Origin of the sequence: Streptomyces sp. RPA4-2 (assembly GCF_012273515.2) — a bacterium.
Lineage (GTDB): Bacteria > Actinomycetota > Actinomycetes > Streptomycetales > Streptomycetaceae > Streptomyces > Streptomyces kaempferi.
The window spans coordinates 3,775,563-3,799,605 of record NZ_CP050975.2 but is presented as its reverse complement, the minus strand read 5'-3'; the positions used below and the strand labels follow the sequence as shown (position 1 = coordinate 3,799,605).

The following is a 24,043-nucleotide window of genomic DNA, read 5'->3' as shown; positions in this document are numbered from 1 at the left end:
GTCAGCCTCCCGCGGTGGTGCCGGGGGCGTGGGACTCGTAGTCCTGGACGCCGGCGGCGCGGGCCAGGTCGAGGTCGAGGGCCTCGCGGCGGATGCGCTGGTCGATGTAGAGGAGCACGGTGACGCCGGCGGTGATCGGGAAGGTGAGCATGGACCCGATGACCGAGCCGATCCCGCTGATGACGAGGAACGTCCAGCCGAGGCTGCCGCTGCCGCTGTCGAGGAAGCCGCTGATGCCGTTGCCGCTGAGGGCGGCGGCGAGGACGGCGAACGGGATGACGACGATCGACGCGACGATGTTGGCGATGATCGTGGCGAGCAGCTGGATGCCGAAGATCCGCCACCAGGAGCCGCGGACGAGCTTGGCGGAGCGGCTCATCGACTTGAGGACGCCCTGCTTCTCCAGCATGAGTGCCGGAGAGGCGAGGGAGAAGCGGATCATCAGCCAGAGGGCGACTACGGCCGCGCCGAGTCCGCCCAGGACGGCGAGCGCCGCGCCGGCGCCGCTCGACCCGGCGAACGCGATGATCACACCCGGCAGGACACCGACGCCGATGATCGCGCAGGCGAGGAGCGGCAGCAGGAGGGTCAGACCGAACAGTTTCAGCAGCTGGGGGCGGGCGTCCCGCCAGGCCTCGGTGGCGGTGACGGGCTTGCCGAGCACCGCGCGGCTGGTGACGGAGGTGAGCAGCGCCGTCGCGACGATGGTGCCGAGCAGGGTGATGAGCAGGACGATGCCCGAGCTGAGCATGGCGGAGCCCAGGGCGTGGCTCAGCTCACCGACGGTGGCGCTCGGGTCGTTGAGGGCGTCGGTGTCGGCGTTGTCGTTCAGGAAGAAGCCCTGGAGCAGGATGACCGCGATCTGCGTGACCACGGCGACGGTCAGCGAGATGCCCAGCACCGTGCGCCAGTACGTGCGCATCGTGGAGACCGCGCCGTCGAGGATCTCGCCGACGCCGAGCGGGCGCAGCGGGATGACGCCGGGCTTGGCGGCGGGGGTGGGCCGCCCCAGTTGCCGCCCCAGCCGGTGGGACCTCCTGGTCCGCGGCCGGGTCCGCCCCAGGCTCCGTAGCCGCCGCTCTGCCCCGCCGGGCCGCCGGGGCCGGAGGCTTAAGCCGCCCCAGCCGGGTCCGGGCGGGGGCGGGGTCCGGCCGGGGCCCTGGGGGCTGGGGGCGGACCACTGGCCGGGCGGGGGCTGTTCCTTGGACCACTTCGAGGGCGGCTCCGGCTGGTCGGTGCCGCCCTGGTCCGAGGGCCGCTCCGGGGGCTGCGCGGTGCCGGAGCCGTTCGGCTCCTGCCCTTCGGAGGGGGCGGATCCGGGCGAGGCCCAGCCCGGAGTGTCGTTCATCGTCGCTCCTTCACGGTGCGCGTCCGCGGGCGCGGCGGCAGGTTGGCAGCCATCGTGTCACGGTGTGCCCGCCAGGGGACCGGCCGCCGTATGGGCTGCACATCTTCAATTGTCCGCCGGGTACGGGGCAGACTGGGCGGATGGCTGATCAGTACGCGCAATCCCGCGAGCACGACGGGCCAATGGAGATACCGGCGATCCGCTGGGACGAACCACCTGAAGGGCCCGTAGTGGTCCTTCTCGACCAGACGCGGCTGCCAGCCGAGGAAGTCGAGCTGGTGTGCACGGATGCCCCGGCGCTGGTGGAGGCGATCCGCACGCTGGCCGTGCGCGGTGCGCCGCTGCTCGGCATCGCGGGGGCGTACGGTGTCGCGCTCGCCGCGGTGCGCGGCTTCGACGTCGAGGACGCCGCCCGTGCGCTGGCCGGGGCCCGGCCGACGGCGGTGAACCTCGCGGTGGGTGTGCGCCGGGCGCAGGCGGCGTACCGAGGAGCGCTCTCCGGGGGCGGTGACCAGCGGGCCGCCGGGGCGGCGGCGCTGGCCGCGGCGCGGGCGTTGCACCGGGAGGACGCCCGGGCCAGTGCCCGGATGGCGGTGCACGGGCTGGCGCTGCTGGACGAGCTGCTGCCGGGCGGCGGCCACCGGATCCTGACCCACTGCAACTCCGGGGCGTTGGTGTCCGGAGGGGAGGGCACGGCGTTCGCGGTGGCCCTCGCGGCGCATCGGGCGGGGCAGTTGCGGCGGCTCTGGGTGGACGAAACGCGTCCGTTGCTGCAAGGTGCTCGCCTGACGGCTTACGAAGCGGCGCGCAACGGAATGGCGTACACCTTGCTCACGGACAACGCGGCGGGATCCCTGTTCGCGGCGGGTGAGGTGGACGCGGTGCTCATCGGGGCCGATCGGATAGCCGCCGACGGTTCGGTGGCGAACAAGGTGGGGAGCTATCCGCTCGCGGTGCTGGCCCGGTATCACCATGTGCCGTTCATCGTGGTGGCGCCGGTGACGACGGTGGATCCGGACACCCCGGACGGAGCCTCCATCGAGGTCGAGCAGCGCCCCGGTCATGAGGTGACCGAGCTCACCGCGCCGCAGGTGCCGGTGGTGGGAGTGGAAGCGGGAGGCGGGATACCGGTGGCACCCCTGGGAACCCAGGCGTACAACCCGGCATTCGATGTGACGCCGCCCGAGTTGGTGACGGCGATCGTGACCGAAGAGGGCGTTGTTTCGCCCGTGACGGCTGAGGCGCTTGCCGAGCTGTGTGACAGGTCACGCCAGGTAACGATTTAGTTAATGGGATGATGTCGTTTATGAAGGGACGAGTCCTTGTCGTCGATGACGACACCGCACTGGCCGAGATGCTCGGCATCGTGTTGCGTGGTGAAGGTTTTGAGCCGTCTTTCGTAGCCGACGGCGACAAGGCGCTGGCCGCTTTCCGTGAGACCAAGCCCGATCTGGTGCTTCTGGACCTGATGCTTCCCGGCCGGGACGGCATCGAGGTGTGCCGCCTGATCAGGGCGGAGTCCGGGGTACCGATCGTGATGCTCACGGCGAAGAGCGACACCGTCGATGTCGTGGTGGGCCTCGAGTCGGGTGCCGACGACTACATCGTGAAGCCGTTCAAGCCAAAGGAGCTGGTGGCAAGGATCAGGGCGCGGCTGCGTCGTTCCGAGGAGCCGGCGCCGGAGCAGCTGGCCATCGGCGACCTCGTGATCGACGTCGCCGGTCACTCTGTGAAGCGGGACGGGCAGTCGATCGCGCTGACGCCGCTGGAGTTCGACCTCCTGGTGGCGCTGGCGCGCAAGCCCTGGCAGGTGTTCACGCGTGAGGTGCTCCTGGAGCAGGTGTGGGGCTACCGGCACGCGGCGGACACCCGTCTGGTGAACGTCCATGTCCAGCGGCTGCGCTCCAAGGTCGAGAAGGACCCGGAGCGGCCGGAGATCGTGGTGACCGTCCGAGGAGTCGGTTACAAGGCGGGACCGAGCTGACGTGTCCAGGGACAGTGCCGCTTCGGCGCCCGGACAGCCGGGGAACCGCGCGGAGCGGCCTGTCGGCCGGACCATGACGGGCTCCGGCTGGGAGCGGCTCATGGCGGGCGGGCTGCTCCAGGGCGGAGTCAAGGGCAGCCCGATCCTCCGGCTGCTCGTGCGCTGGGTGCGCCGTCCGCTGCTGCCGGTGATGCGGCTGTGGCGGCGCAACATCCAGCTCAAGATCGTCGTCACGACGCTCCTGATGTCCCTGGGCGTCGTCCTGCTGCTCGGCTTCGTCGTGATCGGGCAGGTGCGCAACGGTCTGCTGGACGCCAAGGTGAAGGCGTCACAGAGCCAGGCGACCGGCGGTTTCTCGGTGGCCAAGCAGAAGGCGGACGCGACCGCCACGGCCAACGGCGACGCGGGGTCCGGCACGGACGACCGCCTCTCCAAGAACGTCAGCCAGTGGATGAGCGACCTCGTGGTGTCCCTGTCCAGTGGTGGCCAGGGTGCCTTCGACGTGGTGACGCTCAGTTCCACCGCGGCCGATTCCGGCGGCGCCGGGCTCGGCCCGCGCTCCTCGGGCGACGTCGATCCGACGCTGAGCGTGCCGGAGAACCTGCGGGCCCGCGTCGACAGCAGCACGCTGGCGGCCCAGAGCTACACCCGTGTCGTCTACAAGGACGGCACGCAGTCGCAGCCCGCGCTGGTCGTCGGCAAGCAGGTCAACGACCCGAACGGAGACCCGTACCAGCTGTACTACCTCTTCCCGCTGACGCAGGAGGAGAAGTCGCTGAGCCTCGTCAAGGGGACGCTCGCGACGGCCGGCCTGTTCGTCGTGGTGCTGCTGGGGGCCATCGCCTGGCTCGTGGTGCGCCAGGTCGTCACGCCGGTGCGGATGGCGGCCGGTATCGCCGAGCGGCTGTCCGCCGGCCACCTGCAGGAACGGATGAAGGTCACCGGCGAGGACGACATCGCCCGGCTCGGTGAGGCCTTCAACAAGATGGCGCAGAACCTCCAGCTGAAGATCCAGCAGCTGGAGGACCTGTCGCGGATGCAGCGCCGCTTCGTGTCGGACGTGTCGCACGAGCTGCGTACGCCGCTGACGACCGTCCGGATGGCGGCCGACGTCATCCACGACGCGCGGGTGGACTTCGATCCGATGACCGCCCGGTCGGCCGAGCTGCTCGCCGATCAGCTGGACCGTTTCGAGACGCTGCTCGCGGACCTGCTGGAGATCAGCCGGTTCGACGCGGGCGCGGCGGCGCTGGAGGCCGACGCGATCGACCTCAGGGAGGTCGTACGCAGGGTGGTCAGCGGCGCCGAGCCGCTCGCCGAGCGCAAGGGCTCCCCGATACGGATCGTCGGCGACGCGCAGCCCGTGATCGCCGAGGCGGACGCCCGGCGGGTGGAGCGGGTGCTGCGCAATCTCGTCGTCAACGCCGTGGAGCACGGCGACGGCAAGGAGGTCGTGGTCAAGCTGGCCGCGGCGGGCGGAGCGGTCGCGATCGCGGTGCGCGACTACGGCGTGGGCCTCAAGCCCGGCGAGGCGACCCGGGTCTTCAGCCGCTTCTGGCGCGCGGACCCGGCCCGCGCGCGCACCACCGGCGGTACCGGACTCGGGCTGTCGATCGCCCTCGAGGACGCCCGGCTGCACGGCGGCTGGCTCCAGGCGTGGGGTGAACCGGGCGGTGGTTCGCAGTTCCGGCTGACGCTGCCGCGGACGGCGGACGAGCCGCTGCGGGGGTCCCCGATACCCCTGGAGCCCAAGGACTCACGGCGCAACCGTGGACTCAGCGAAGCGGGACTGCCCTCCGGCGGTGGCGGCAAACTCGCCACGGTGCCGGCGCAGTCCACGGGGGGTCATGCGCCGCCCCCGATGCCGCCGCGCACGTCCATGGAGTCACGTATGGCCGGGGTGTCGCCCACGGCCGATCCGACGGCGCTGCCGGGCAACGGCGCCCGCGTGGTGCCGCGGCCCGCCGGGGCCGTGCGACGGCCGGACGGCACGCCCGCAGCGGGTGGGGAGCGGACCGCGGAAGACCGCGGCGAGCACGAGGAGCTCGGGCAGCACGAAGAGCTCGGACAAGGGGAGACATTCCGTGGGCGCTGACCGCGAGGGGAGCGGCCGGCTGCGTCCCGTACGCGTGGGGGTGTACCTCGGCTGCGGTGCGCTGCTGCTGACGGGGTGCGCCTCGATGCCGGACAGCGGGGACCTGCGGGGCGTCGAGTCCACGCCGAGGCAGGACTCGCAGGTCCGCGTCTTCGCGCTGCCGCCGCGTGAGGACGCCCGGCCGGCCGAGATCGTACAGGGGTTCCTGGAGGCCCTGACCAGTGACGACGCGCAGTACAAGACGGCGCTCAAATATCTGACGACGGCCGCCCGCAAGACCTGGGACCCCTTCAGCTCCACGACCGTCCTCACCGACGGGCCCGACGCCAGGTCGCAGCAGTCGGTGAAGGCCCAGGACAGCGACGGCAGTTATTCGTACGTGCTGGCCGGGACCAAGGTCGCCACGGTCAACGACCAGCACGCGTACATGCCGGACTCTGCCGCGTACCACGCGACGGTGCACCTCACCCGGCAGAAGGACACCAAGCAGTGGCGCATCGACGGGCTGCCGCAGGGCGTGGTGATGGGCAACTCCGACTTCCAGCGCAACTACGTGTCCGTCAACAAGTACTACTTCGCCTCGAACGCGACCTCCGGGTCGGCCGGACAGCTGGGGACCGTCGCCGATCCGGTCTATGTGCGCGAGAAGGTGGACCCGATGACGGAGATGGTCCGGGCGCTGCTGAAGGGGCCCACGAGCTGGCTCGATCCGGTGGTCACGTCGAGCTTCCCGTCCGGCACGGATCTGAAGAAGGGCGTCACCTCGCTGTCGCCCGACGACCGCAACAGGGTGACGGTCCCGCTGAACCACAAGGCCGACCGGGTCGGTGGGCCCCAGTGCGACAGGATGGCGGCCCAGCTCCTGCTCACCTTCCGGGACCTGACGCCCACGGGGGTCGACGAGGTGGAGCTGCAGCGGTCGAACGGTTCGCAGCTGTGCGTGCTCAGCGAGGACCACGCGGAGATCATCGCCTCGCACGGTACGGCCGAGCACCCCGGGTTCGAGTACTTCATCGACGGCAAGCAGCGCCTCGTACGGTTGTCCAGCACCAACGGCGGCAAGGAGGCCGAGCCGGTGCCCGGCCCGCTGGGCGACGGCGGCAGGAAGCTGCGGGCCGCGGCGGTGTCGCGGGACGAGGACAGCGCGGCCGGCGTGTCGGTCGACGGGAGTTCGCTGTACGTGGGCTCGCTGGTGTCGGGCGCCTCGCTCGGTGACGCGGTGCTGCACAGCCAGGGCAGGACGGCACAGGACCGGCTGACGACGCCCAGTTGGGACGGCCGGGGCGACCTGTGGGTGGCGGACCGGGATCCCGCGAATCCCCGGTTGTTGCTGCTGGAGAAGGGCGCGGGCGAACCGCTGCAGGTCTCGACGCCGGGACTCGACGGGCGGGTCAAGGCGGTACGGGTGGCCGCCGACGGGGTACGGGTCGCGCTGATCGTCGAGAAGGACGGCAAGAGCTCCCTGCAGATCGGGCGCATCGACCGGGACACCGACACCAAGACCGGTGAGCGGCCCAGCGTCTCTGTTCTCGAACTGCACTCGGTCGCACCGCAGCTGGAGGAGGTCACGGCCATGTCATGGGCCGGGGACAGCCGGCTCGTGGTCGTCGGGCGCGAGTCCGAGGGGGTGCTGCAGATGCGGTACGTCCAGGTCGACGGCTCCACTCCGGTGGGCGCGGCGCCCTCCGCGCTGACGGGCGTGAAGGAGATCGCCGCGTCCGAGGACGAGCGGCTGCCGCTGGTGGCGCACTCGGAGGAGGACGGGATCGTGCGGCTGTCGTCCGGGGAGCAGTGGCAGAAGGTCGTCAAGAACGGCACGGCGCCGGTTTACCCCGGGTAGGTCGGTTCCCTGCCGTCTCTGTCGTTCTCCGCCGTTCTCTGCCGTGTCCGTGTCGAGGTGGGGTCGTCCCGTGCTTTCGGGGCGGCCCTGTCCGCGTTCCGGGGGGCTACGGGGGTTCCGTGGGCTGGTCCGTCGGCTGTCCCGGTCGAGGGTCGGCCCCGAGGGTGACGGGTGTCCGGTTGTCCACAGGCGGTTGTCCACAGGGGTGGCCGGTCGGCCGTGGTGTTGGCACAGTGGTGGACATGCGGGCGTGGTGGCAGGACCTCACCGACCTGGTGCTGCCGGCCGAGTGCGGAGGCTGCGGGAGACCCCATACGGTGCTCTGCCCGGAGTGCCGTGCCGCCCTGAGCGGGGCCGCACCGCGCCGGGTGCGCCCGGATCCGGCGCCGCCCGGGCTGCCGGTCGTGCACGCGGCGGCCCCCTATGAGGACGAGGTGCGCGCGGCACTCCTCGCGCACAAGGAACGGGGGGCACTGACACTGGCGACACCACTGGGAACGGCCCTGGCGGGGGCTGTGAGGGCGGCTTCGGGACTCCCGCTCCTCCCGGACCCGTACGGGCTTCCGGCGGCCCCGGACGGGCCTCTCAGCGCGGGGGGCGGGTGGCTGGGGTCCGCCGGCGGGCCGGGACCCGTGCTGCTGGTTCCGGTGCCCTCCTCACGGCGGGCGGTGCGGGCGCGCGGTCACGATCCGGCGCGCCGGATCGCCCTCGCGGCCGCCGGGGAACTGCGGCGCACGGGAGCGCCGGTCCGGGTGCTGGCCGTGCTGCGGCAGCGACGCGCCGTGGCCGACCAGGCGGGACTCGACTCCCGGCAGCGGTTGCGCAATCTCGCGGGCGCGCTGGAGGTCGCCACGGGAGGCGATCGGCTGCTGGCGGGCGCCGGCCGGGTGGTGCTGGTGGACGACCTGATGACGACGGGAGCCTCCTTGGCGGAGGCGGCGCGCGCCGTACGGGTGGCGCTGGAGGGCGTCGATGCATACGGAAGGGAAGCCGGGGAAGCAACGGGGGAACGGATGCGGAGACGAGTGGGGAAACGGATGACTGAGGCAACGAGAGAGGTCGAGGACCGTCATCCGGCGGCCCGCGGGATGACGGACGCGAGCCGAGTCGGCGCCATGATCTGTGCGGCTGTGGTGGCGGCGACGCCGGATGGTTTCGAAATCAACCGGAACTGACTGAGAACTTCCATCGTTGCTGGTAATGACCAGGTCAATTCACCTGAACGGAGGTACGCCGCAGTAGAGGGTGACGACATCCGTCCGGGCGAGATATGTTCGGTTGTGAGGCCGTTGGCGCTGGCCACACCTCGTATATCCGAATGCCGTGCTGCGGGTTTCTGAATCACCCGCCCGCCATGGGGTGTAGATCTTGCCCATGGGGGAGGAGGAGGTGAAAGTCACCGAGTCCGAGGTTCCGGGGCTCACCGGGATCTGGTGCAAAAGGGAGATGCTCCGCCTGTGGAGCGGGGCTATCCGGGAACGGAGTTCTGCGTGGACATCGTCGTCAAGGGCCGCAAGACCGAGGTGCCCGAGCGGTTCCGCAAGCACGTGGCCGAGAAGCTGAAGCTGGAGAAGATCCAGAAGCTCGATGGCAAGGTGATCAGCCTCGACGTCGAGGTGTCCAAGGAGCCCAACCCCCGGCAGGCCGACCGTTGTGACCGAGTGGAGATCACGCTCCGCTCCCGCGGTCCGGTGATCCGGGCGGAGGCAGCGGCGAGCGACCCGTATGCAGCACTCGACCTGGCGGCGGACAAGCTCGAAGCCCGGCTGCGCAAGCAGCACGACAAGCGCTACACCCGCCGTGGCAACGGGCGGCTCTCGGCGGCCGAGGTCGCCGACCACGTCCCGGGTGCCGCGACACTGAACGGGAACGGGAGTGTTGTCCACGAGGACGAGCCCGACAGTGTGCCGACCAAGAAGATCGGCTCCCTCGAGGTCATGGGAGAAGGGCCCCTCGTCGTCCGGGAGAAGACCCACGTGGCCGCCCCGATGACGCTCGACCAGGCGCTCTACGAGATGGAGCTGGTCGGGCACGACTTCTATCTGTTCGTCGACTCCGAGACCAAGGAGCCGAGTGTCGTCTATCGGCGGCACGCGTACGACTACGGCGTCATCCACCTCAGTACGGACCCGATGGTCACCCAGGCCGGATCGGACGCGCCGGGCGGTGCGCTCGGCGGCTAGAACCGCCCAGACGACGACAGAGCCGGTGCCCCTGGTGCGCGCGTGCGCCCCCAGGGGCACCGGTGTGCGACCACTTCGCGACCCGCTCTGTCACCCCACTGTCGTCCGGGCATGAAATCATGGCCGCACCGGCCCCAACCGGGGGGCCGTTGCCTTGGGTTGGCGATGGCACAGGAACACAGGCCACGGCCTTCAGGGGGAGGAACGATGGCGGACAGCTTCGGACCGATGCGTGTCGAGGATGCCGACGGCGGGGGCGCCGGTACGAGCCCGGACGTGGGCACCTCACGCAAGGAGCCCATCCGTGTCCTCGTCGTGGACGATCACGCCCTCTTCCGCCGCGGTCTGGAGATCGTGCTCGCGGCCGAGGAGGACATCCAGGTCGTCGGCGAGGCGGGTGACGGGGCGGAGGCGGTCGACAAGGCGGCCGACCTGCTCCCGGACATCGTGCTGATGGACGTACGCATGCCGAAACGGGGCGGCATCGAGGCATGCACCTCCATCAAGGAGGTGGCCCCCAGCGCGAAGATCATCATGCTGACGATCAGCGACGAGGAGGCCGACCTCTACGACGCGATCAAGGCCGGCGCGACCGGATATCTCCTCAAGGAGATCTCCACGGACGAGGTGGCCACGGCCATTCGCGCGGTGGCGGACGGACAGTCGCAGATCAGCCCTTCGATGGCGTCGAAACTGCTCACCGAGTTCAAGTCGATGATCCAGCGGACCGACGAGCGCCGGCTGGTGCCCGCGCCGCGGCTCACCGATCGCGAGCTGGAAGTCCTCAAGCTCGTCGCGACCGGAATGAACAACCGGGATATCGCCAAGGAGTTGTTCATCTCCGAGAACACGGTGAAGAACCACGTGCGCAACATCTTGGAGAAGCTCCAGCTGCACTCCAGGATGGAAGCGGTGGTGTACGCGATGCGGGAGAAGATCCTCGAGATCCGCTGAGGGCCGTCGTCCGGATCGGGTGGCCGGTCCGGGCGCGTCACCCGAGGGCGTGCGCCAGCTCCCTCGTCAGCGGGTCGCGCAGCTCGGGCGCGTCCACCCGCTCCACGCGCACGCTCGTGCAGTCCACCCAGCTCGCGGCCTCCACCAGTGCCTGGGCCACCGCGGGGACGGCCTTGGCGCCGTCCAGGGTGACCTGCTTGGCGACCAGGGTGTTCCCCTCCCGGGCGGGATCCACCCGGCCGACCAGTCGGCCGCCGGCGAGGACCGGCATCGCGAAATAGCCGTGGATCCGCTTCGCCTTGGGCGTGTACGCCTCCAGGCGGTGGGTGAAGCCGAAGATGCGCTCCGTCCGCGCCCGCTCCCAGACGAGCGAGTCGAACGGGGACAGCAGCGTCGTACGGTGACGGCCGCGCGGCGCGGTCTCCAGGGCCGCCGGATCGGCCCACGCCGGCTTGCCCCAGCCCTCCACGGCCACCGGGACCAGCCCCGAGTCCGCGATCACCGCGTCGACCTGCTCGCCCCTGAGGCGGTGGTAGTCGGCGATGTCCGCGCGGGTGCCGACGCCCAGGGACTGGCCGGCGAGGCGGACCAGGCGGCGCAGGCACTCCGCGTCGTCCAGCTCGTCATGGAGCAGGGTGTCGGGGACGGCGCGCTCCGCGAGGTCGTACACCCGCTTCCAGCCGCGGCGCTCGGTGCACACCACCTCGCCGTACATCAGCGCGCGCTCCACGGCGACCTTCGTGCCCGACCAGTCCCACCACTCGCTGGTCTTCTTCGCGCCGCCCAAGTCCGTCGCCGTGAGCGGGCCTTCGGTGCGGAGCTGCTTGATGACCTGGTCGTAGGTGCCGTCCGGCAGGGCGTGGTTCCAGTGCGGGCGGGCGCGGTAGGCGCGGCGGCGGAAGGCGAAGTGGGGCCACTCCTCGATGGGGAGGATGCAGGCCGCGTGGGACCAGTACTCGAAGGCGTGAGGGGCGCCGCCGGCACCCGGTGTCCAGTACGCCTCGTCCACCGTCCTGCGGCCCACCGCGCCCAGCCGGGCGTACGGGACGAGTTCGTGGGAGCGGGCGAGGACGGAGATCGTGTCGAGCTGGACCGCGCCCAGGTGTCGCAGGACCCCGCGGACGCCCGACCTGCGGTCCGGGGCGCCCAGGAAACCCTGGGCTCGCAGGACGACGCGGCGGGCCTCGGCGGCGGAGAGGTCGGTGGCGGGACGCGGGAGACTCGTCATGCCCGCACGATAGGCGGTGGCACTGACAGTGGGGGCCGGGCCCGTGGTCCGGGGGCCGGGAAGCCACCGGCGACGCGCCCGGGCGGCGGCCGGGACGGGCGGACGGTCCGGTGCCGCGCCGGCTGTCCCGGTTTCGGGTGTCCCGGTTTCCGGTGTCCGGGTCTCAGATGTTCGGCGGCCCGGCGGGGGGCGGGAGGTAGGGCGCCGTCGAGGGCAGGCCCAGGTCCGAGGGGAGCAGGGAGCCGATCCAGCAGTCGCGGCGGACGCCCTTGTTGTTGATGGCGGAGCGGAGCGTGCCCTCCACGGTGAAGCCGGCCCGTTCGGCCACCGCGCGGGAGGCCTGGTTGCCGACCTCGGCGCGCCATTCGACGCGATCGACGGCGAGACTGGTGAATGCCCAGCGCGAGGCCGCGACGGTGGCTTCGGTGAGATAGCCGTTGCCGCGGTACTCCTTCGTGGCCCAGAAGCCGACCTCGCCGACACCCAGGGAGCGCATGGTGATGCCGAGCATGCCCACCAGTTCCCCGGAAGGGAGGAAGACGCCGAAGGTGAACATCGACCCGTCCGCCCAGCCGTCGGGCACCAGCTGGGCCGTGAACCCCGCCGCGTGCTCGTGGAGATAGGGCGACGGGATCGTGGTCCAGCGCTGGATGTCGGGATCCTGGACGGCGTCGAACACGGCGTCGGTGTCGTGCGAGCCCACGGTGCGCAGGAGCAGGCGGTCGGTGGTGAGCGTGACGGGGTCCATCGGGCCGATTCTGCTCGGGCTGCCGTAAGGGCGCCATTCCTTTGCCGTGGGTGATGCGTCGGTTACTTTTCGCAGCGTGGACGCGGCACCTTACGCAACCCCTGTCCGTTGTCCTAGTGGCTGTCGTGAGCAGACCTCCCGGCGCGGTGGGGTCCTCGCTTACGATGGCCGTTGCTCAAGCTGCTCTTGACACCGCCATTGAAACCGACCGTCCCAGGCCCGACCGGCAAGGAGACAAACCCCCGTGTCCGTCCTCTCGAAGATCATGCGTGCAGGCGAAGGCAAGATCCTGCGCAAGCTGCACCGCATCGCGGACCAGGTCAACTCCATCGAAGAGGACTTCGTCGACCTCTCCGACGCCGAGCTGCGGGCCCTCACCGATGAGTACAAGCAGCGGTACGCCGACGGCGAAAGCCTCGACGACCTGCTGCCCGAGGCGTTCGCCACGGTCCGTGAGGCCGCCAAGCGCGTCCTCGGCCAACGTCACTACGACGTGCAGATGATGGGTGGCGCCGCGCTCCACCTCGGCTACGTCGCGGAGATGAAGACCGGTGAGGGCAAGACCCTGGTCGGCACACTGCCCGCGTATCTGAACGCCCTCTCCGGAGATGGCGTCCACCTCATCACGGTCAACGACTACCTGGCCGAGCGCGACTCCGAAATGATGGGCCGCGTCCACAAGTTCCTGGGTCTGGACGTCGGCTGCATCCTGGCCAACATGACGCCGGCCCAGCGTCGCGAGCAGTACGCGTGCGACATCACCTACGGCACGAACAACGAGTTCGGCTTCGACTACCTGCGCGACAACATGGCGTGGGCCCAGGACGAACTCGTCCAGCGCGGTCACAACTTCGCGATCGTCGACGAGGTCGACTCCATCCTCGTCGACGAGGCCCGTACGCCGCTGATCATCTCCGGCCCGGCCGACCAGGCCACCAAGTGGTACGGCGACTTCGCCAAGCTGGTCACCCGCCTCAAGAAGGGCGAGGCCGGCAACCCGCTCAAGGGCATCGAGGAGACCGGCGACTACGAGGTCGACGAGAAGAAGCGCACCGTCGCCATCCACGAGCCCGGCGTGGCCAAGGTCGAGGACTGGCTGGGTATCGACAACCTGTACGAGTCGGTGAACACCCCGCTCGTCGGTTACCTGAACAACGCCATCAAGGCCAAGGAACTCTTCAAGAAGGACAAGGACTACGTCGTCATCGACGGCGAAGTCATGATCGTCGACGAGCACACCGGCCGTATCCTCGCCGGCCGCCGCTACAACGAGGGCATGCACCAGGCGATCGAGGCGAAGGAAGGGGTGGACATCAAGGACGAGAACCAGACCCTCGCCACGATCACCCTGCAGAACTTCTTCCGCCTCTACGGCAAGCTCTCCGGCATGACCGGTACGGCGATGACCGAGGCCGCCGAGTTCCACCAGATCTACAAGCTCGGCGTCGTCCCGATCCCGACCAACAAGCCCATGGTCCGCAAGGACCAGTCGGACCTGATCTACCGCACCGAGGTGGCCAAGTTCGACGCGGTGGTCGACGACATCGCGGAGAAGCACGAGAAGGGCCAGCCGATCCTCGTCGGCACGACGTCGGTCGAGAAGTCCGAGTACCTCTCGCAGCAGCTCTCCAAGCGCGGCATCCAGCACGAGGTGCTGAACGCCAAGCAGCACGACCGCGAGGCCACGATCGTCGCCCAGGCGGGCCGCCGGGGTGCCGTGACCGTCGCCACGAACATGGCCGGCCGAGGCACCGACATCAAGCTCGGCGGCAACCCCGAGGACCTCGCCGAGGCCGAGCTGCGTCAGCGCGGCCTCGACCCCGAGGAGCACATCGAAGAGTGGGCCGCCGCCCTCCCCGCCGCCCTGGAGAAGGCCGAGCAGGCCGTCAAGGCGGAGAACGAGGAGGTCAAGGACCTCGGCGGGCTCTACGTACTGGGCACCGAGCGCCACGAGTCGCGGCGCATCGACAACCAGCTGCGCGGTCGCTCCGGCCGTCAGGGCGACCCGGGCGAGTCCCGCTTCTACCTCTCCCTCGGTGACGACCTGATGCGCCTCTTCAAGGCCCAGATGGTCGAGCGCGTGATGTCGATGGCGAACGTGCCGGACGACGTGCCGATCGAGAACAAGATGGTCACGCGCGCGATCGCGTCCGCCCAGTCGCAGGTCGAGCAGCAGAACTTCGAGACCCGCAAGAACGTCCTGAAGTACGACGAGGTGCTCAACCGCCAGCGCGAGGTCATCTACGGCGAGCGCCGCCGCGTCCTGGAGGGCGAGGACCTGCAGGAGCAGATCCAGCACTTCATGGACGACACGATCGACGCGTACATCGGGGCCGAGACCGCCGAGGGCTTCGCCGAGGAGTGGGACCTGGACCGCCTGTGGGGCGCCTTCAGGCAGCTCTACCCGGTGAAGGCCACCGTCGACGAGCTGGAGGAGGCGGCCGGTGACCGCGCCGGTCTGACCGCCGAGTTCATCTCCGAGTCCATCAAGGACGACATCCACGAGCAGTACGCGGCGCGCGAGGAGCAGCTCGGCTCCGAGATCATGCGCGAGCTGGAGCGTCGGGTCGTGCTCTCGGTGCTGGACCGCAAGTGGCGTGAGCACCTCTACGAGATGGACTACCTCCAGGAGGGCATCGGTCTGCGCGCCATGGCGCAGAAGGACCCTCTGGTCGAGTACCAGCGCGAGGGCTTCGACATGTTCGGCGCCATGATGGACGGCATCAAGGAGGAGTCCGTCGGCTACCTGTTCAACCTGGAGGTCCAGGTCGAGCAGCAGGTCGAGGAGGTCCCGGTCGAGGATGCCGCGCCGTCGCTGGAGAAGGAGGACGTCGTCCCCGCGGGCGCGCGTCCCGAGATCCGCGCCAAGGGGCTCGACGCTCCGCAGCGTCCCGACCGGCTGCACTTCTCCGCGCCCACCGTGGACGGTGAGGGCGGCGTGGTCGAGGGTGACTTCACCAACGACGACGAGCCCGTGCGCTCCGAGGCGGACGGCCTCACGCGCGCGGAGCGCCGCAAGCAGCAGAAGAGCATCGGTCGCCGCCGCAAGAAGTGACGGCTGTGACGGCTGAGCCCTGGGGGGCCGAGTGGCCCCGGAGGGCCGACCGGTCCGGTGGGACCGCGCCGTGACGGGCTGATGGGTCGAAGGGCCGGGCACCTCGGGTGTCCGGCCCTTCGCGTCGTTCAGCCGTCGTCGGCGGAGCGGGGCATGCGGGGGCCGCCCAGCTCCACCGCCGTGCACCGCCAGCGGAGGTCGGGGCCCTGTTCCAGGCGGAAGGCCATGGCGCGGATCTGGTCACCGGCGCCGATGCGGGCGAAGGCCTCGATCGCCCCGGGGCGGGGGACGTAGTAGCCGATGTCGCGGACGACCGGCCGACTGCCACGGGTGCGCAGCCGGCCGCGTTCGGCGAGCCAGGCGAGCTCGTCGTAGGCGCGGCCCGCGGTGTGGCGCAGCATGCAGTGGACGGGGCGCTGACCGCTCAGCACGGCGAGCAGGCGGTCGGCGAAGACGTCGGTGGGCCGGGGCTGCGGAGCGGGGCCCTGCCGGGTTCCGTCCGGGCAGGGGGCCGGGACCGGGGTGGTACGCGGGGGTGACGGCGGCGGGCTGCCCGCGGGAGCCGTGCGGGGAGCGCCGCCGCCCGGGGCGCGGGGCGGGGCGCCTCCCGGTCGACGGGTGTCCTGGCGGCCGGGAGGGCGGGTGCCCGGGCGGCGCTGCGTCCTGGTCATCACCTTGTTCATGCGTCGTCCCCGCTCGCTGCGGCCCGGTCGGTACCGGGCGGTAACTTTCGTGTCGGAGATCTTGTACGAGGCGGGAGCGGGGGCCCGCAAGGATGTCCGGCACGCGTCGCGGCGGCTGGAGGATTCACCTATCAGGGTGACCGGTGGGTGCGGGGGCCTTGACGCGAAAGGGGCGTACCGGGTGAATCGCGGGCCGGGGGTGGACGTCGCGGGCGGTAGGGCCCGGGACCCGAAAGAGGACGCCCACCCGTATCCTGAAGGCCCTCCCGGGAGGCGCGGGACAGCCCTCCCAGGAGCTCCCCGACCACTCAGGAGCTCCCCGACTACGAAAGCGGCCAGCCATGCGCGTCTACGTCCCCCTGACCCTCTCCGGGCTCGCCGAGGCGCACAAGACGGGGGAACTGGGAACGGGACCGTTCGTGGCGTACGCGGTCACGCCCGCCCTGCGCGAGTGGTATCTCTCCGACGACATCGAGGAGCTCGAGTACGCGGCGCTGAACCGGGCCGCGCTGGCCTCCCTCCGGCTGCTCGCGGGGGAGCGGGACACCGCGCGGCGCCGGGTGGTCGTCGCCGTCGACGTCCCCGACCGCGCCGCGGCAGCCGATCCCGACCGGGGGCTCGATCCGGTGGCGCTCGGCGAGGTGCGGGTGTCCGGGGCGGTGCCGCTGGCCAAGGCGGCCGCGGTGCACGTCGACGCCGACGACGCCGAGGAGGACGTGTCGGCCGCCGTGCGGGCGCTCGGGGCGGCCGACCACGGGGACGACGACGCGCAGTTCGTCGTGGACGGGGCAGAGGACCACGAGCTGTTGTGGTTCGCGACGCAGGAGATCCCCAACCTGGTGGGACTCGGGGACTGAGGCGCCCCCGTCCCGTTGTCGGTGGAGCCGGGTACGTTCTTGGTATGGGGAAGCACGGAGCAGCAGCGCACATCGTGTGGGACTGGAACGGGACTCTGTTCCACGACAACGCCGCGATCATCGGCGCGACGAACGCGGCGTTCGCCGAACTGGGGCTGGAGCCGATCACGCTGGAGCGGTACCGGGCGTTGTACTGCGTCCCGGTGCCCAAGTTCTACGAGCGGCTGATGGGGAGGCTGCCGACGGACGCCGAGTGGGAGATCATGGACGAGACCTTCCACCGGTACTACACGCGGCACCGCACGGCCTGCGAGCTGACGGAGGGGGCGGCGACGCTGCTCGCCGGGTGGCGGTCGGCGGGGCACAGCCAGTCACTGCTGAGCATGTACGGCCACGACGAGCTGGTCCCGCTGGTCAGAGGGTTCGGTATCGAGCCGCACTTCGTACGGGTGGACGGGCGGACGGGACCGTCCGGCGGCAGCAAGGCGGAGCACATGGTGCGGCACATCGGCGCGCTCGCCGGGGTGGATCCGCGGCGGACGGTCGTGATCGGGGACGCCGCCGACGACGCGGTCGCCGCGCTGCACGTGGGGGCGCGGGCCGTGCTCTACACCGGCGGATCGCACGGCCGCGCCAGCCTCGAAGTGGCGGGTGTGCCCGTGGTGGACAGCCTGGCCGAAGCGGTCGAGGAGGCCGAGCGGCTGGCGGCCTGACCGCAGCGACGCCGGCGGCCGGTACGCCGGGAGGCCAGGCTCCGTCCGCCGGTCAGGTCACCGGCGCCTTCGCGCGCAGGACCGTGAGGAACTCGCGCATCCAGCTGGAGTGGTCCGGCCAGGCGCGTGCCGAGACGAGTGTGCCGTCGACCACCGTCTCCGTGTCCTGGAAGGTCGCGCCGGCGGTCTGCATGTCCGGTTCCAGTGCCGGATACGCGGTGACGCGGCGCCCGCGCAGGGCGTCGACGGAGGCGGTGAGCAGCGGCCCGTGGCAGATCTGGGCCACGGGCTTGTCCGTCTCGAAGAAGGACCTGAGGATCTTGCGGAGTTCGGGGTCGCCCCGCAGATACTCGGGGGCGCGGCCGCCCGGGATCACCAGGGCGACGTACTGGCCGGGGTCGACCTCGCTGAAGGCGAGATCGGCGGGCCAGGTGTAGCCGGGCTTCTCGGTGTACGTGTCGAAGCCGGGTTCGAAGTCGTGGACCACGAACTGGAGCTTCTTGCGGCTGGGGGCCGCGATGTGGACCTCGTAGCCCTCCTCGCGCAGGCGCTGGTAGGGGTACAGGACCTCCAGTGACTCCGCCGCGTCACCGGTGACGATCAGGATCTTCGCTGCCATGTCGCTCCGCTCTGTGAGCCGTGGGTGCGTCTTCGTCGGCCGTCCTGGGCAACGTGCCTCGGCGGGCGGGCCCTGCCAAGGGGGCGCGCAGGTGTTTCGGGAACGGAGTGGCGGCTCGCCGGGGCACCGCGGGGGTTGTACCGGCCGCGGGCCGCTCGCTGGTCGCGCAGTTCCCCGTGCCCCTCCAGGGGCCGCGCAAGCCGTCCCTGCGACCCGTGCGGGACCCACGCCGACAGCCCCCGTGGCCCGCACTGCACGTTACCGTCCCTTTCGTCCCTGTGCAGACTGTCAAAGTTCGACCCCCGGTTTTGTACACATACGGCTCATGACGAGTCCGGGGTGAGGAGCGATAGCCTGGTGGCGTGATCAGCGCGATATCTCGCGGGGGCGCCGTCGCCCCTGCCCCGCGCCCGGAGACCACGGACGACATCCGTGACCGGGCGTCAGTCGCTGACCTTCGCGGGCGGGACGGAGCGGCAAGCGCACTCCGTATGCCGATGACACCCCGTGGACGGACGTCGCCGAGAGCAGCGTCACAGTCCCCAGAGGTGCCGAACATGGCCGATATCCCCCCGCCCATCTCTCCATGCGGCATAGCGTCGGACCAGACCGGACACCCCGCGTCACGGCGTCACGTCGGAGAAGAGACCGTATTTCCTTCTACGTCACGCAATGGCGCGCGACAGGAGCCAGAGGACAATGCAGACCAAGCTGGACGAAGCAAAGGCCGAGCTGCTCGAACGGGCCGCCCGGGTAGCTGAGAACAGTCCGGTCGGGGGGCACCTACCGACCGTGAAGACGGGCGCGGGCACCCCGGACCGGGAGACCGTGCTCGCGTTCCTCCAGCGCTACTACCTGCACACCGCCCCGGAGGACCTGACCGACCGCGACCCGGTCGACGTCTTCGGAGCCGCCTTCTCGCACTACCGACTGGCCGAGAACCGCCCCCAGGGCACGGCCAGCGTCCGCGTGCACACGCCCACCGTCGAGGAGAACGGCTGGACCTGCAGCCACTCCGTCGTCGAGGTCGTGACCGACGACATGCCCTTCCTCGTCGACTCGGTCACCAACGAGCTGTCCCGGCAGGGGCGCGGCATCCACCTCGTCATCCACCCGCAGGTCGTCGTACGGCGGGACGTGACCGGCGAGCTCATCGAGGTGCTGCCCGGCCGGCCCGTTGCCGACGAGCTGTCGCACGACGCGCACATCGAGTCGTGGATCCACGTCGAGATCGACCGCGAGACCGACCGGGCCGACCTGAAGCAGATCACCGCCGATCTGCTGCGGGTCCTGTCCGACGTCCGTGAGTCCGTCGAGGACTGGGAGAAGATGCGCGACGCCTCGCTGCGCATCGCCGAGGAACTGCCCGCCGAGCCGACCGCCGGCGACCTGCGCGACCAGGAGGTCGAAGAGGCCCGTGAGCTGCTGCGCTGGCTCTCGAACGACCACTTCACCTTCCTCGGGTACCGGGAATACGAGCTGCGTGACGACGATGTGCTGGCGGCGGTGCCCGGGACCGGGCTCGGCATCCTGCGCTCCGACCCGCAGCACGGCGGCGACGACAGCCACCCCGTCAGCCCCTCCTTCGAGCGGCTGCCCGCCGACGCCCGCGCCAAGGCCCGTGAGCACAAGCTCCTGGTGCTCACCAAGGCGAACAGCCGCGCCACCGTGCATCGGCCGTCCTACCTCGACTACATCGGTGTGAAGAAGTTCGACGCCGACGGCAACGTCGTCGGTGAGCGGCGTTTCCTCGGCCTGTTCTCCTCGGCCGCCTACACCGAGTCCGTCCGGCGCGTTCCCGTCGTCCGCCGCAAGGTCGAGGAGGTCCTCAGGGGCGCGGGCTTCTCGCCCAACAGCCACGACGGCCGCGACCTGCTGCAGATCCTGGAGACGTACCCCCGCGACGAGCTCTTCCAGACGCCCCCGGACGAGCTGCGCGCCATCGTCACCTCCGTGCTGTACCTCCAGGAGCGGCGGAGGCTGCGGCTCTACCTGCGCCAGGACGAGTACGGACGCTACTACTCGGCGCTCGTCTACCTCCCGCGCGACCGCTACACCACCGGCGTACGCCTTCGGATCATCGACATCCTGAAGGAGGAACTCGGCGGCAGCAGTGTCGACTTCACCGCCTGGAACACCGAGTCGATCCTCTCCCGGCTGCACTTCGTGGTCCGGGTCCCGCAGGGCACCGAGCTGGCGCAGCTCAGCGACGCCGACAAGGACAGGCTCGAGGTGCGGCTCGTCGAGGCCGCCCGCTCCTGGGCCGACGGTTTCGCCGAGGCGCTGAACGCCGAGTGCGGTGAGGAGCGCGCGGCCGAGCTGCTGCGCCGCTACGGCGGTGCCTTCCCCGAGGGCTACAAGGCCGACCACACCCCGCGGGCCGCCGTCGCCGACCTGGTCCACCTGGAGAAGCTCACCGACGACGACACCAAGGACTTCGCGCTCAGCCTGTACGAGCCGGTGGGCGCCGGTCCCGGTGAGCGCCGCTTCAAGATCTACCGCACCGGCGAGCAGGTCTCCCTCTCCGCGGTCCTGCCGGCCCTCAACCGCCTCGGCGTCGAGGTCACCGACGAGCGTCCCTACGAGCTGCGCTGCTCGGACCGTACGACGGCGTGGATCTACGACTTCGGGCTGCGTCTGCCCAAGTTCCTGAACGGCAACGGCGACTACCTCGGCGACGACGGCCGCGAGCGCTTCCAGGAGGCCTTCGCCGCCACCTGGATCGGCGAGGCCGAGAACGACGGCTTCAACGCCCTCGTGCTGAGCGCCGGGCTGACCTGGCGGCAGGCGATGGTGCTGCGCGCGTACGCCAAGTACCTGCGCCAGGCCGGTTCGACCTTCAGCCAGGACTACATGGAGGACACCCTCCGCAACAACGTCCACACCACCCGGCTGCTCGTCTCGCTCTTCGAGGCGCGGATGGCGCCGGAGCGCCAGCACGCCGGTGTCGAGCTGACGGACGCCCTGATGGAGGAGCTGGACGCCGCCCTGGACCAGGTCGCCTCGCTCGACGAGGACCGGATCCTGCGTTCCTTCCTCACGGTCATCAAGGCGACGCTGCGCACCAACTTCTTCCAGAAGGCGGTGGGCGGCAGGCCGCACGAGTACGTCTCCATGAAGTTCGACCCGCAGGCCATCCCGGACCTGCCGGCGCCGCGCCCCGCGTACGAGATCTGGGTGTACTCGCCGAAGGTCGAGGGTGTGCACCTGCGGTTCGGCAAGGTCGCGCGCGGAGGACTGCGCTGGTCCGACCGGCGTGAGGACTTCCGGACGGAGATCCTCGGGCTCGTCAAGGCGCAGATGGTGAAGAACACCGTCATCGTGCCCGTCGGCGCCAAGGGCGGCTTCGTCGCCAAGCAGCTGCCCGACCCGTCCGTGGACCGCGACGCCTGGCTCGCGGAGGGCATCCGCAGCTACCGGACCTTCATCTCCGCGCTGCTCGACATCACCGACAACATGGTCGCCGGTGAGATCGTGCCCCCCGCGGACGTCGTCCGGCACGACGGCGACGACACCTATCTGGTGGTCGCCGCCGACAAGGGCACCGCCACCTTCTCGGACATCGCCAACGAGGTCGCCCAGAGCTACGACTTCTGGCTCGGGGACGCCTTCGCCTCCGGCGGTTCGGCCGGTTACGACCACAAGAAGATGGGCATCACCGCCCGCGGTGCCTGGGAGTCCGTCGAACGGCACTTCCGGGAGCTGGGTGTGAACACCCAGACCGAGGACTTCACCGTCGTCGGCGTCGGCGACATGTCCGGTGACGTGTTCGGCAACGGCATGCTGCTCAGCGAGCACATCAGGCTGGTCGCGGCCTTCGACCACCGGCACATCTTCCTCGACCCGACCCCGGTCGCGGAGAGCTCGTACGCCGAGCGCCGCCGCCTCTTCGAGCTGCCCCGCTCCTCGTGGGCCGACTACAACACCGAGCTGATCTCCGCCGGCGGCGGCGTCTTCCCGCGGACCGCCAAGGCGATCCCGGTCAACGCCCATGTCCGTGAGGCCCTCGGCATCGAGTCCGGGGTCGTGAAGATGACCCCGGCCGACCTGATGAAGGCGATCCTCCAGGCACCGGTCGACCTGCTGTGGAACGGCGGCATCGGCACCTACGTCAAGGCGTCCACCGAGTCGCACGCGGACGTCGGCGACAAGGCCAACGACGCGATCCGGGTCGACGGCGCGGACCTGCGCGTCAAGGTCGTCGGCGAGGGCGGCAACCTGGGCCTGACGCAGCTCGGCCGGATCGAGTTCGCGCAGCACGGCGGCAAGATGAACACGGACGCCATCGACAACAGCGCGGGCGTGGACACCTCCGACCACGAGGTGAACATCAAGATCCTGCTCAACGCCGTGGTGGCCAACGGGGATCTGACCGTCAAGCAGCGCAACAAGCTGCTCGCGCAGATGACCGACGAGGTCGGACACCTGGTGCTGCGCAACAACTACGCGCAGAACGTGGCGATCTCCAACGCGCTCGCCCAGTCCGGGAGCATGCTCCACGCCCAGCAGCGCTTCCTGCGCCACCTGGTCAGGGAGGGCCACCTCGACCGCGCGCTGGAGTTCCTGCCCAGCGACCGGCAGATCCGCGAGCGGCTCAACACCGGGCAGGGCCTGACCGGTCCGGAGACGGCCGTCCTCCTCGCCTACACGAAGATCACGGTCTCCGACGAGCTGCTCGCCACCTCGCTGCCCGACGACCCGTATCTGCAGAGCCTGCTGTTCGAGTACTTCCCGACGGCGCTGCGGGAGAAGTTCCGTGAGCAGATCGCGGGACACGCGCTGAGCCGCGAGATCGTGACGACCCTTCTGGTCAACGACACGGTCAACACGGGCGGTACGAGCTTCCTGCACCGCCTGCGGGAGGAGACCGGTGCCTCCCTCGACGAGATCGTCCGGGCGCAGACCGCGGCCCGCGCGATCTTCGGGTCGAGCGCGGTGTGGGACGCGGTGGAGGCGCTCGACAATGTCGTCGCCGCCGATGTCCAGACGCGGATCCGGCTGCACTCCCGCCGGCTCGTCGAGCGCGGTACGCGCTGGCTGCTCAACAACCGGCCGCAGCCGCTCCAGCTCGCCGAGAACATCTCGTTCTTCCGTGAGGGGGTCGCACAGGTCTGGGGCGAGCTGCCCAAGCTGCTGCGCGGCGCGGACCTGGAGTGGTACCAGCAGATCTTCGACGAGCTGTCCGGCGCGGGTGTGCCGGAGGAGCTGGCCACCCGGGTGGCCGGGTTCTCCTCGGCCTTCCCGACGCTGGACATCGTCGCGGTGGCCGATCGCATGGGCAGGAGCCCGATGGCCGTCGCCGAGGTCTACTACGACCTCGCCGACCGCCTGAGCATCACCAAGCTCATGGACCGCATCATCGAACTCCCGCGTGCCGACCGCTGGCAGTCCATGGCCCGCGCCTCGATCCGCGAGGACCTGTACGCGGCCCACGCCTCGCTGACCGCCGACGTCCTCGCCGTCGGCAACGGCACCTCGACGCCCGAGCAGCGCTTCAAGGCCTGGGAGGAGAAGAACGCGCCGATCCTGGGCCGCGCCCGCGCCACTCTGGAGGAGATCCAGGGCTCCGACTCGTTCGACCTCGCCAACCTGTCGGTGGCGATGCGCACGATGCGGACCCTGCTGCGGACGCACTCGTAGTCCGTACGTTCCCGACGTTCCTGGGGCGCCCCCGGCCGACAAGGCCGGGGGCGCCTCCGTCTTTCTTGCCGATCTCTCAAGGACCTCACGGAAAAA

16 protein-coding genes are annotated in these 24,043 nt (G+C 70.4%); 11 read left to right on the top strand and 5 right to left on the bottom strand.

Annotated features, from left to right (window positions below; translation table 11 throughout):
• Position 1: 1 nt before the first annotated feature.
• A complete protein-coding gene (locus HEP85_RS16475; RefSeq protein ID WP_369657738.1) occupies positions 2–1,348 on the bottom strand; it encodes a hypothetical protein in 1,347 nt (448 codons plus the stop codon).
• 140 nt (positions 1,349–1,488) lie between these two features.
• On the opposite strand from HEP85_RS16475, the gene mtnA reads away from it, so the two are divergent.
• The 7 genes from mtnA to HEP85_RS16440 all read left to right on the top strand — a co-directional run bounded on the left by mtnA (position 1,489) and on the right by HEP85_RS16440 (position 10,404).
• Positions 1,489–2,634, top strand: coding sequence for an S-methyl-5-thioribose-1-phosphate isomerase (gene mtnA, locus HEP85_RS16470; protein ID WP_168528420.1), 1,146 nt, complete (start codon positions 1,489–1,491; stop codon positions 2,632–2,634).
• 8 nt (positions 2,635–2,642) lie between these two features.
• On the top strand, positions 2,643–3,332 hold the full coding sequence (mtrA, locus tag HEP85_RS16465) for a two-component system response regulator MtrA (protein ID WP_015659998.1): 690 nt from the start codon (positions 2,643–2,645) through the stop codon (positions 3,330–3,332).
• 1 nt (position 3,333) lies between these two features.
• A complete protein-coding gene (gene mtrB, locus HEP85_RS16460; protein ID WP_211117990.1) occupies positions 3,334–5,427 on the top strand; it encodes an MtrAB system histidine kinase MtrB in 2,094 nt (697 codons plus the stop codon).
• The gene (locus tag HEP85_RS16455; RefSeq protein ID WP_329526553.1) at positions 5,417–7,267 is read left to right on the top strand and encodes an LpqB family beta-propeller domain-containing protein; all 1,851 of its coding nucleotides are present in this window, start codon (positions 5,417–5,419) and stop codon (positions 7,265–7,267) included. The genes mtrB and HEP85_RS16455 overlap by 11 nt, the downstream gene beginning before the upstream one ends.
• Before the next feature lie 242 nt (positions 7,268–7,509).
• Entirely contained in the window at positions 7,510–8,442 is a 933-nt protein-coding gene (locus HEP85_RS16450; RefSeq protein ID WP_168528419.1) for a ComF family protein, read from the top strand.
• 282 nt (positions 8,443–8,724) lie between these two features.
• Positions 8,725–9,450, top strand: a complete 726-nt coding sequence (gene raiA / locus HEP85_RS16445) for a ribosome-associated translation inhibitor RaiA (RefSeq protein ID WP_153290253.1) — start codon at positions 8,725–8,727, stop codon at positions 9,448–9,450.
• Positions 9,451–9,657: 207 nt separating this feature from the next.
• Positions 9,658–10,404 carry a response regulator transcription factor gene (locus tag HEP85_RS16440; RefSeq protein WP_168528418.1) on the top strand — a complete coding sequence of 249 codons (747 nt, stop codon included), beginning with the start codon at positions 9,658–9,660 and terminating at the stop codon, positions 10,402–10,404.
• A 37-nt stretch (positions 10,405–10,441) separates the two neighbouring features.
• On the opposite strand, the gene HEP85_RS16435 is transcribed toward HEP85_RS16440, so the two are convergent.
• A complete protein-coding gene (locus tag HEP85_RS16435) occupies positions 10,442–11,632 on the bottom strand; it encodes a winged helix-turn-helix domain-containing protein (protein WP_168528417.1) in 1,191 nt (396 codons plus the stop codon).
• A gap of 163 nt (positions 11,633–11,795) precedes the next feature.
• Positions 11,796–12,380: a GNAT family N-acetyltransferase gene (locus HEP85_RS16430; RefSeq protein WP_168528416.1), complete on the bottom strand. Its 585-nt coding sequence runs from the start codon at positions 12,378–12,380 to the stop codon at positions 11,796–11,798.
• Positions 12,381–12,624: 244 nt separating this feature from the next.
• Between HEP85_RS16430 and secA the strand changes: the two genes are divergently transcribed.
• A complete protein-coding gene (gene secA, locus HEP85_RS16425) occupies positions 12,625–15,435 on the top strand; it encodes a preprotein translocase subunit SecA (RefSeq protein WP_168528415.1) in 2,811 nt (936 codons plus the stop codon).
• Positions 15,436–15,563: 128 nt separating this feature from the next.
• On the opposite strand, the gene HEP85_RS16420 is transcribed toward secA, so the two are convergent.
• Positions 15,564–16,118 carry an Rv3235 family protein gene (locus HEP85_RS16420; RefSeq protein ID WP_168528414.1) on the bottom strand — a complete coding sequence of 185 codons (555 nt, stop codon included), beginning with the start codon at positions 16,116–16,118 and terminating at the stop codon, positions 15,564–15,566.
• A 341-nt stretch (positions 16,119–16,459) separates the two neighbouring features.
• Here HEP85_RS16420 and HEP85_RS16415 point away from each other — a divergent pair, with 341 nt between their 5' ends.
• Together HEP85_RS16415 and HEP85_RS16410 are read left to right on the top strand one after the other, a co-directional pair.
• Entirely contained in the window at positions 16,460–16,975 is a 516-nt protein-coding gene (locus tag HEP85_RS16415; protein ID WP_168528413.1) for a hypothetical protein, read from the top strand.
• A gap of 44 nt (positions 16,976–17,019) precedes the next feature.
• Positions 17,020–17,688, top strand: coding sequence for an HAD family hydrolase (locus HEP85_RS16410; RefSeq protein WP_168528412.1), 669 nt, complete (start codon positions 17,020–17,022; stop codon positions 17,686–17,688).
• Positions 17,689–17,740: 52 nt separating this feature from the next.
• On the opposite strand, the gene HEP85_RS16405 is transcribed toward HEP85_RS16410, so the two are convergent.
• Positions 17,741–18,307, bottom strand: a complete 567-nt coding sequence (locus HEP85_RS16405) for a DJ-1/PfpI family protein (protein ID WP_168528411.1) — start codon at positions 18,305–18,307, stop codon at positions 17,741–17,743.
• A gap of 699 nt (positions 18,308–19,006) precedes the next feature.
• On the opposite strand from HEP85_RS16405, the gene HEP85_RS16400 reads away from it, so the two are divergent.
• Positions 19,007–23,947, top strand: a complete 4,941-nt coding sequence (locus HEP85_RS16400; RefSeq protein ID WP_329288149.1) for an NAD-glutamate dehydrogenase — start codon at positions 19,007–19,009, stop codon at positions 23,945–23,947.
• Positions 23,948–24,043 lie beyond the last annotated feature (96 nt).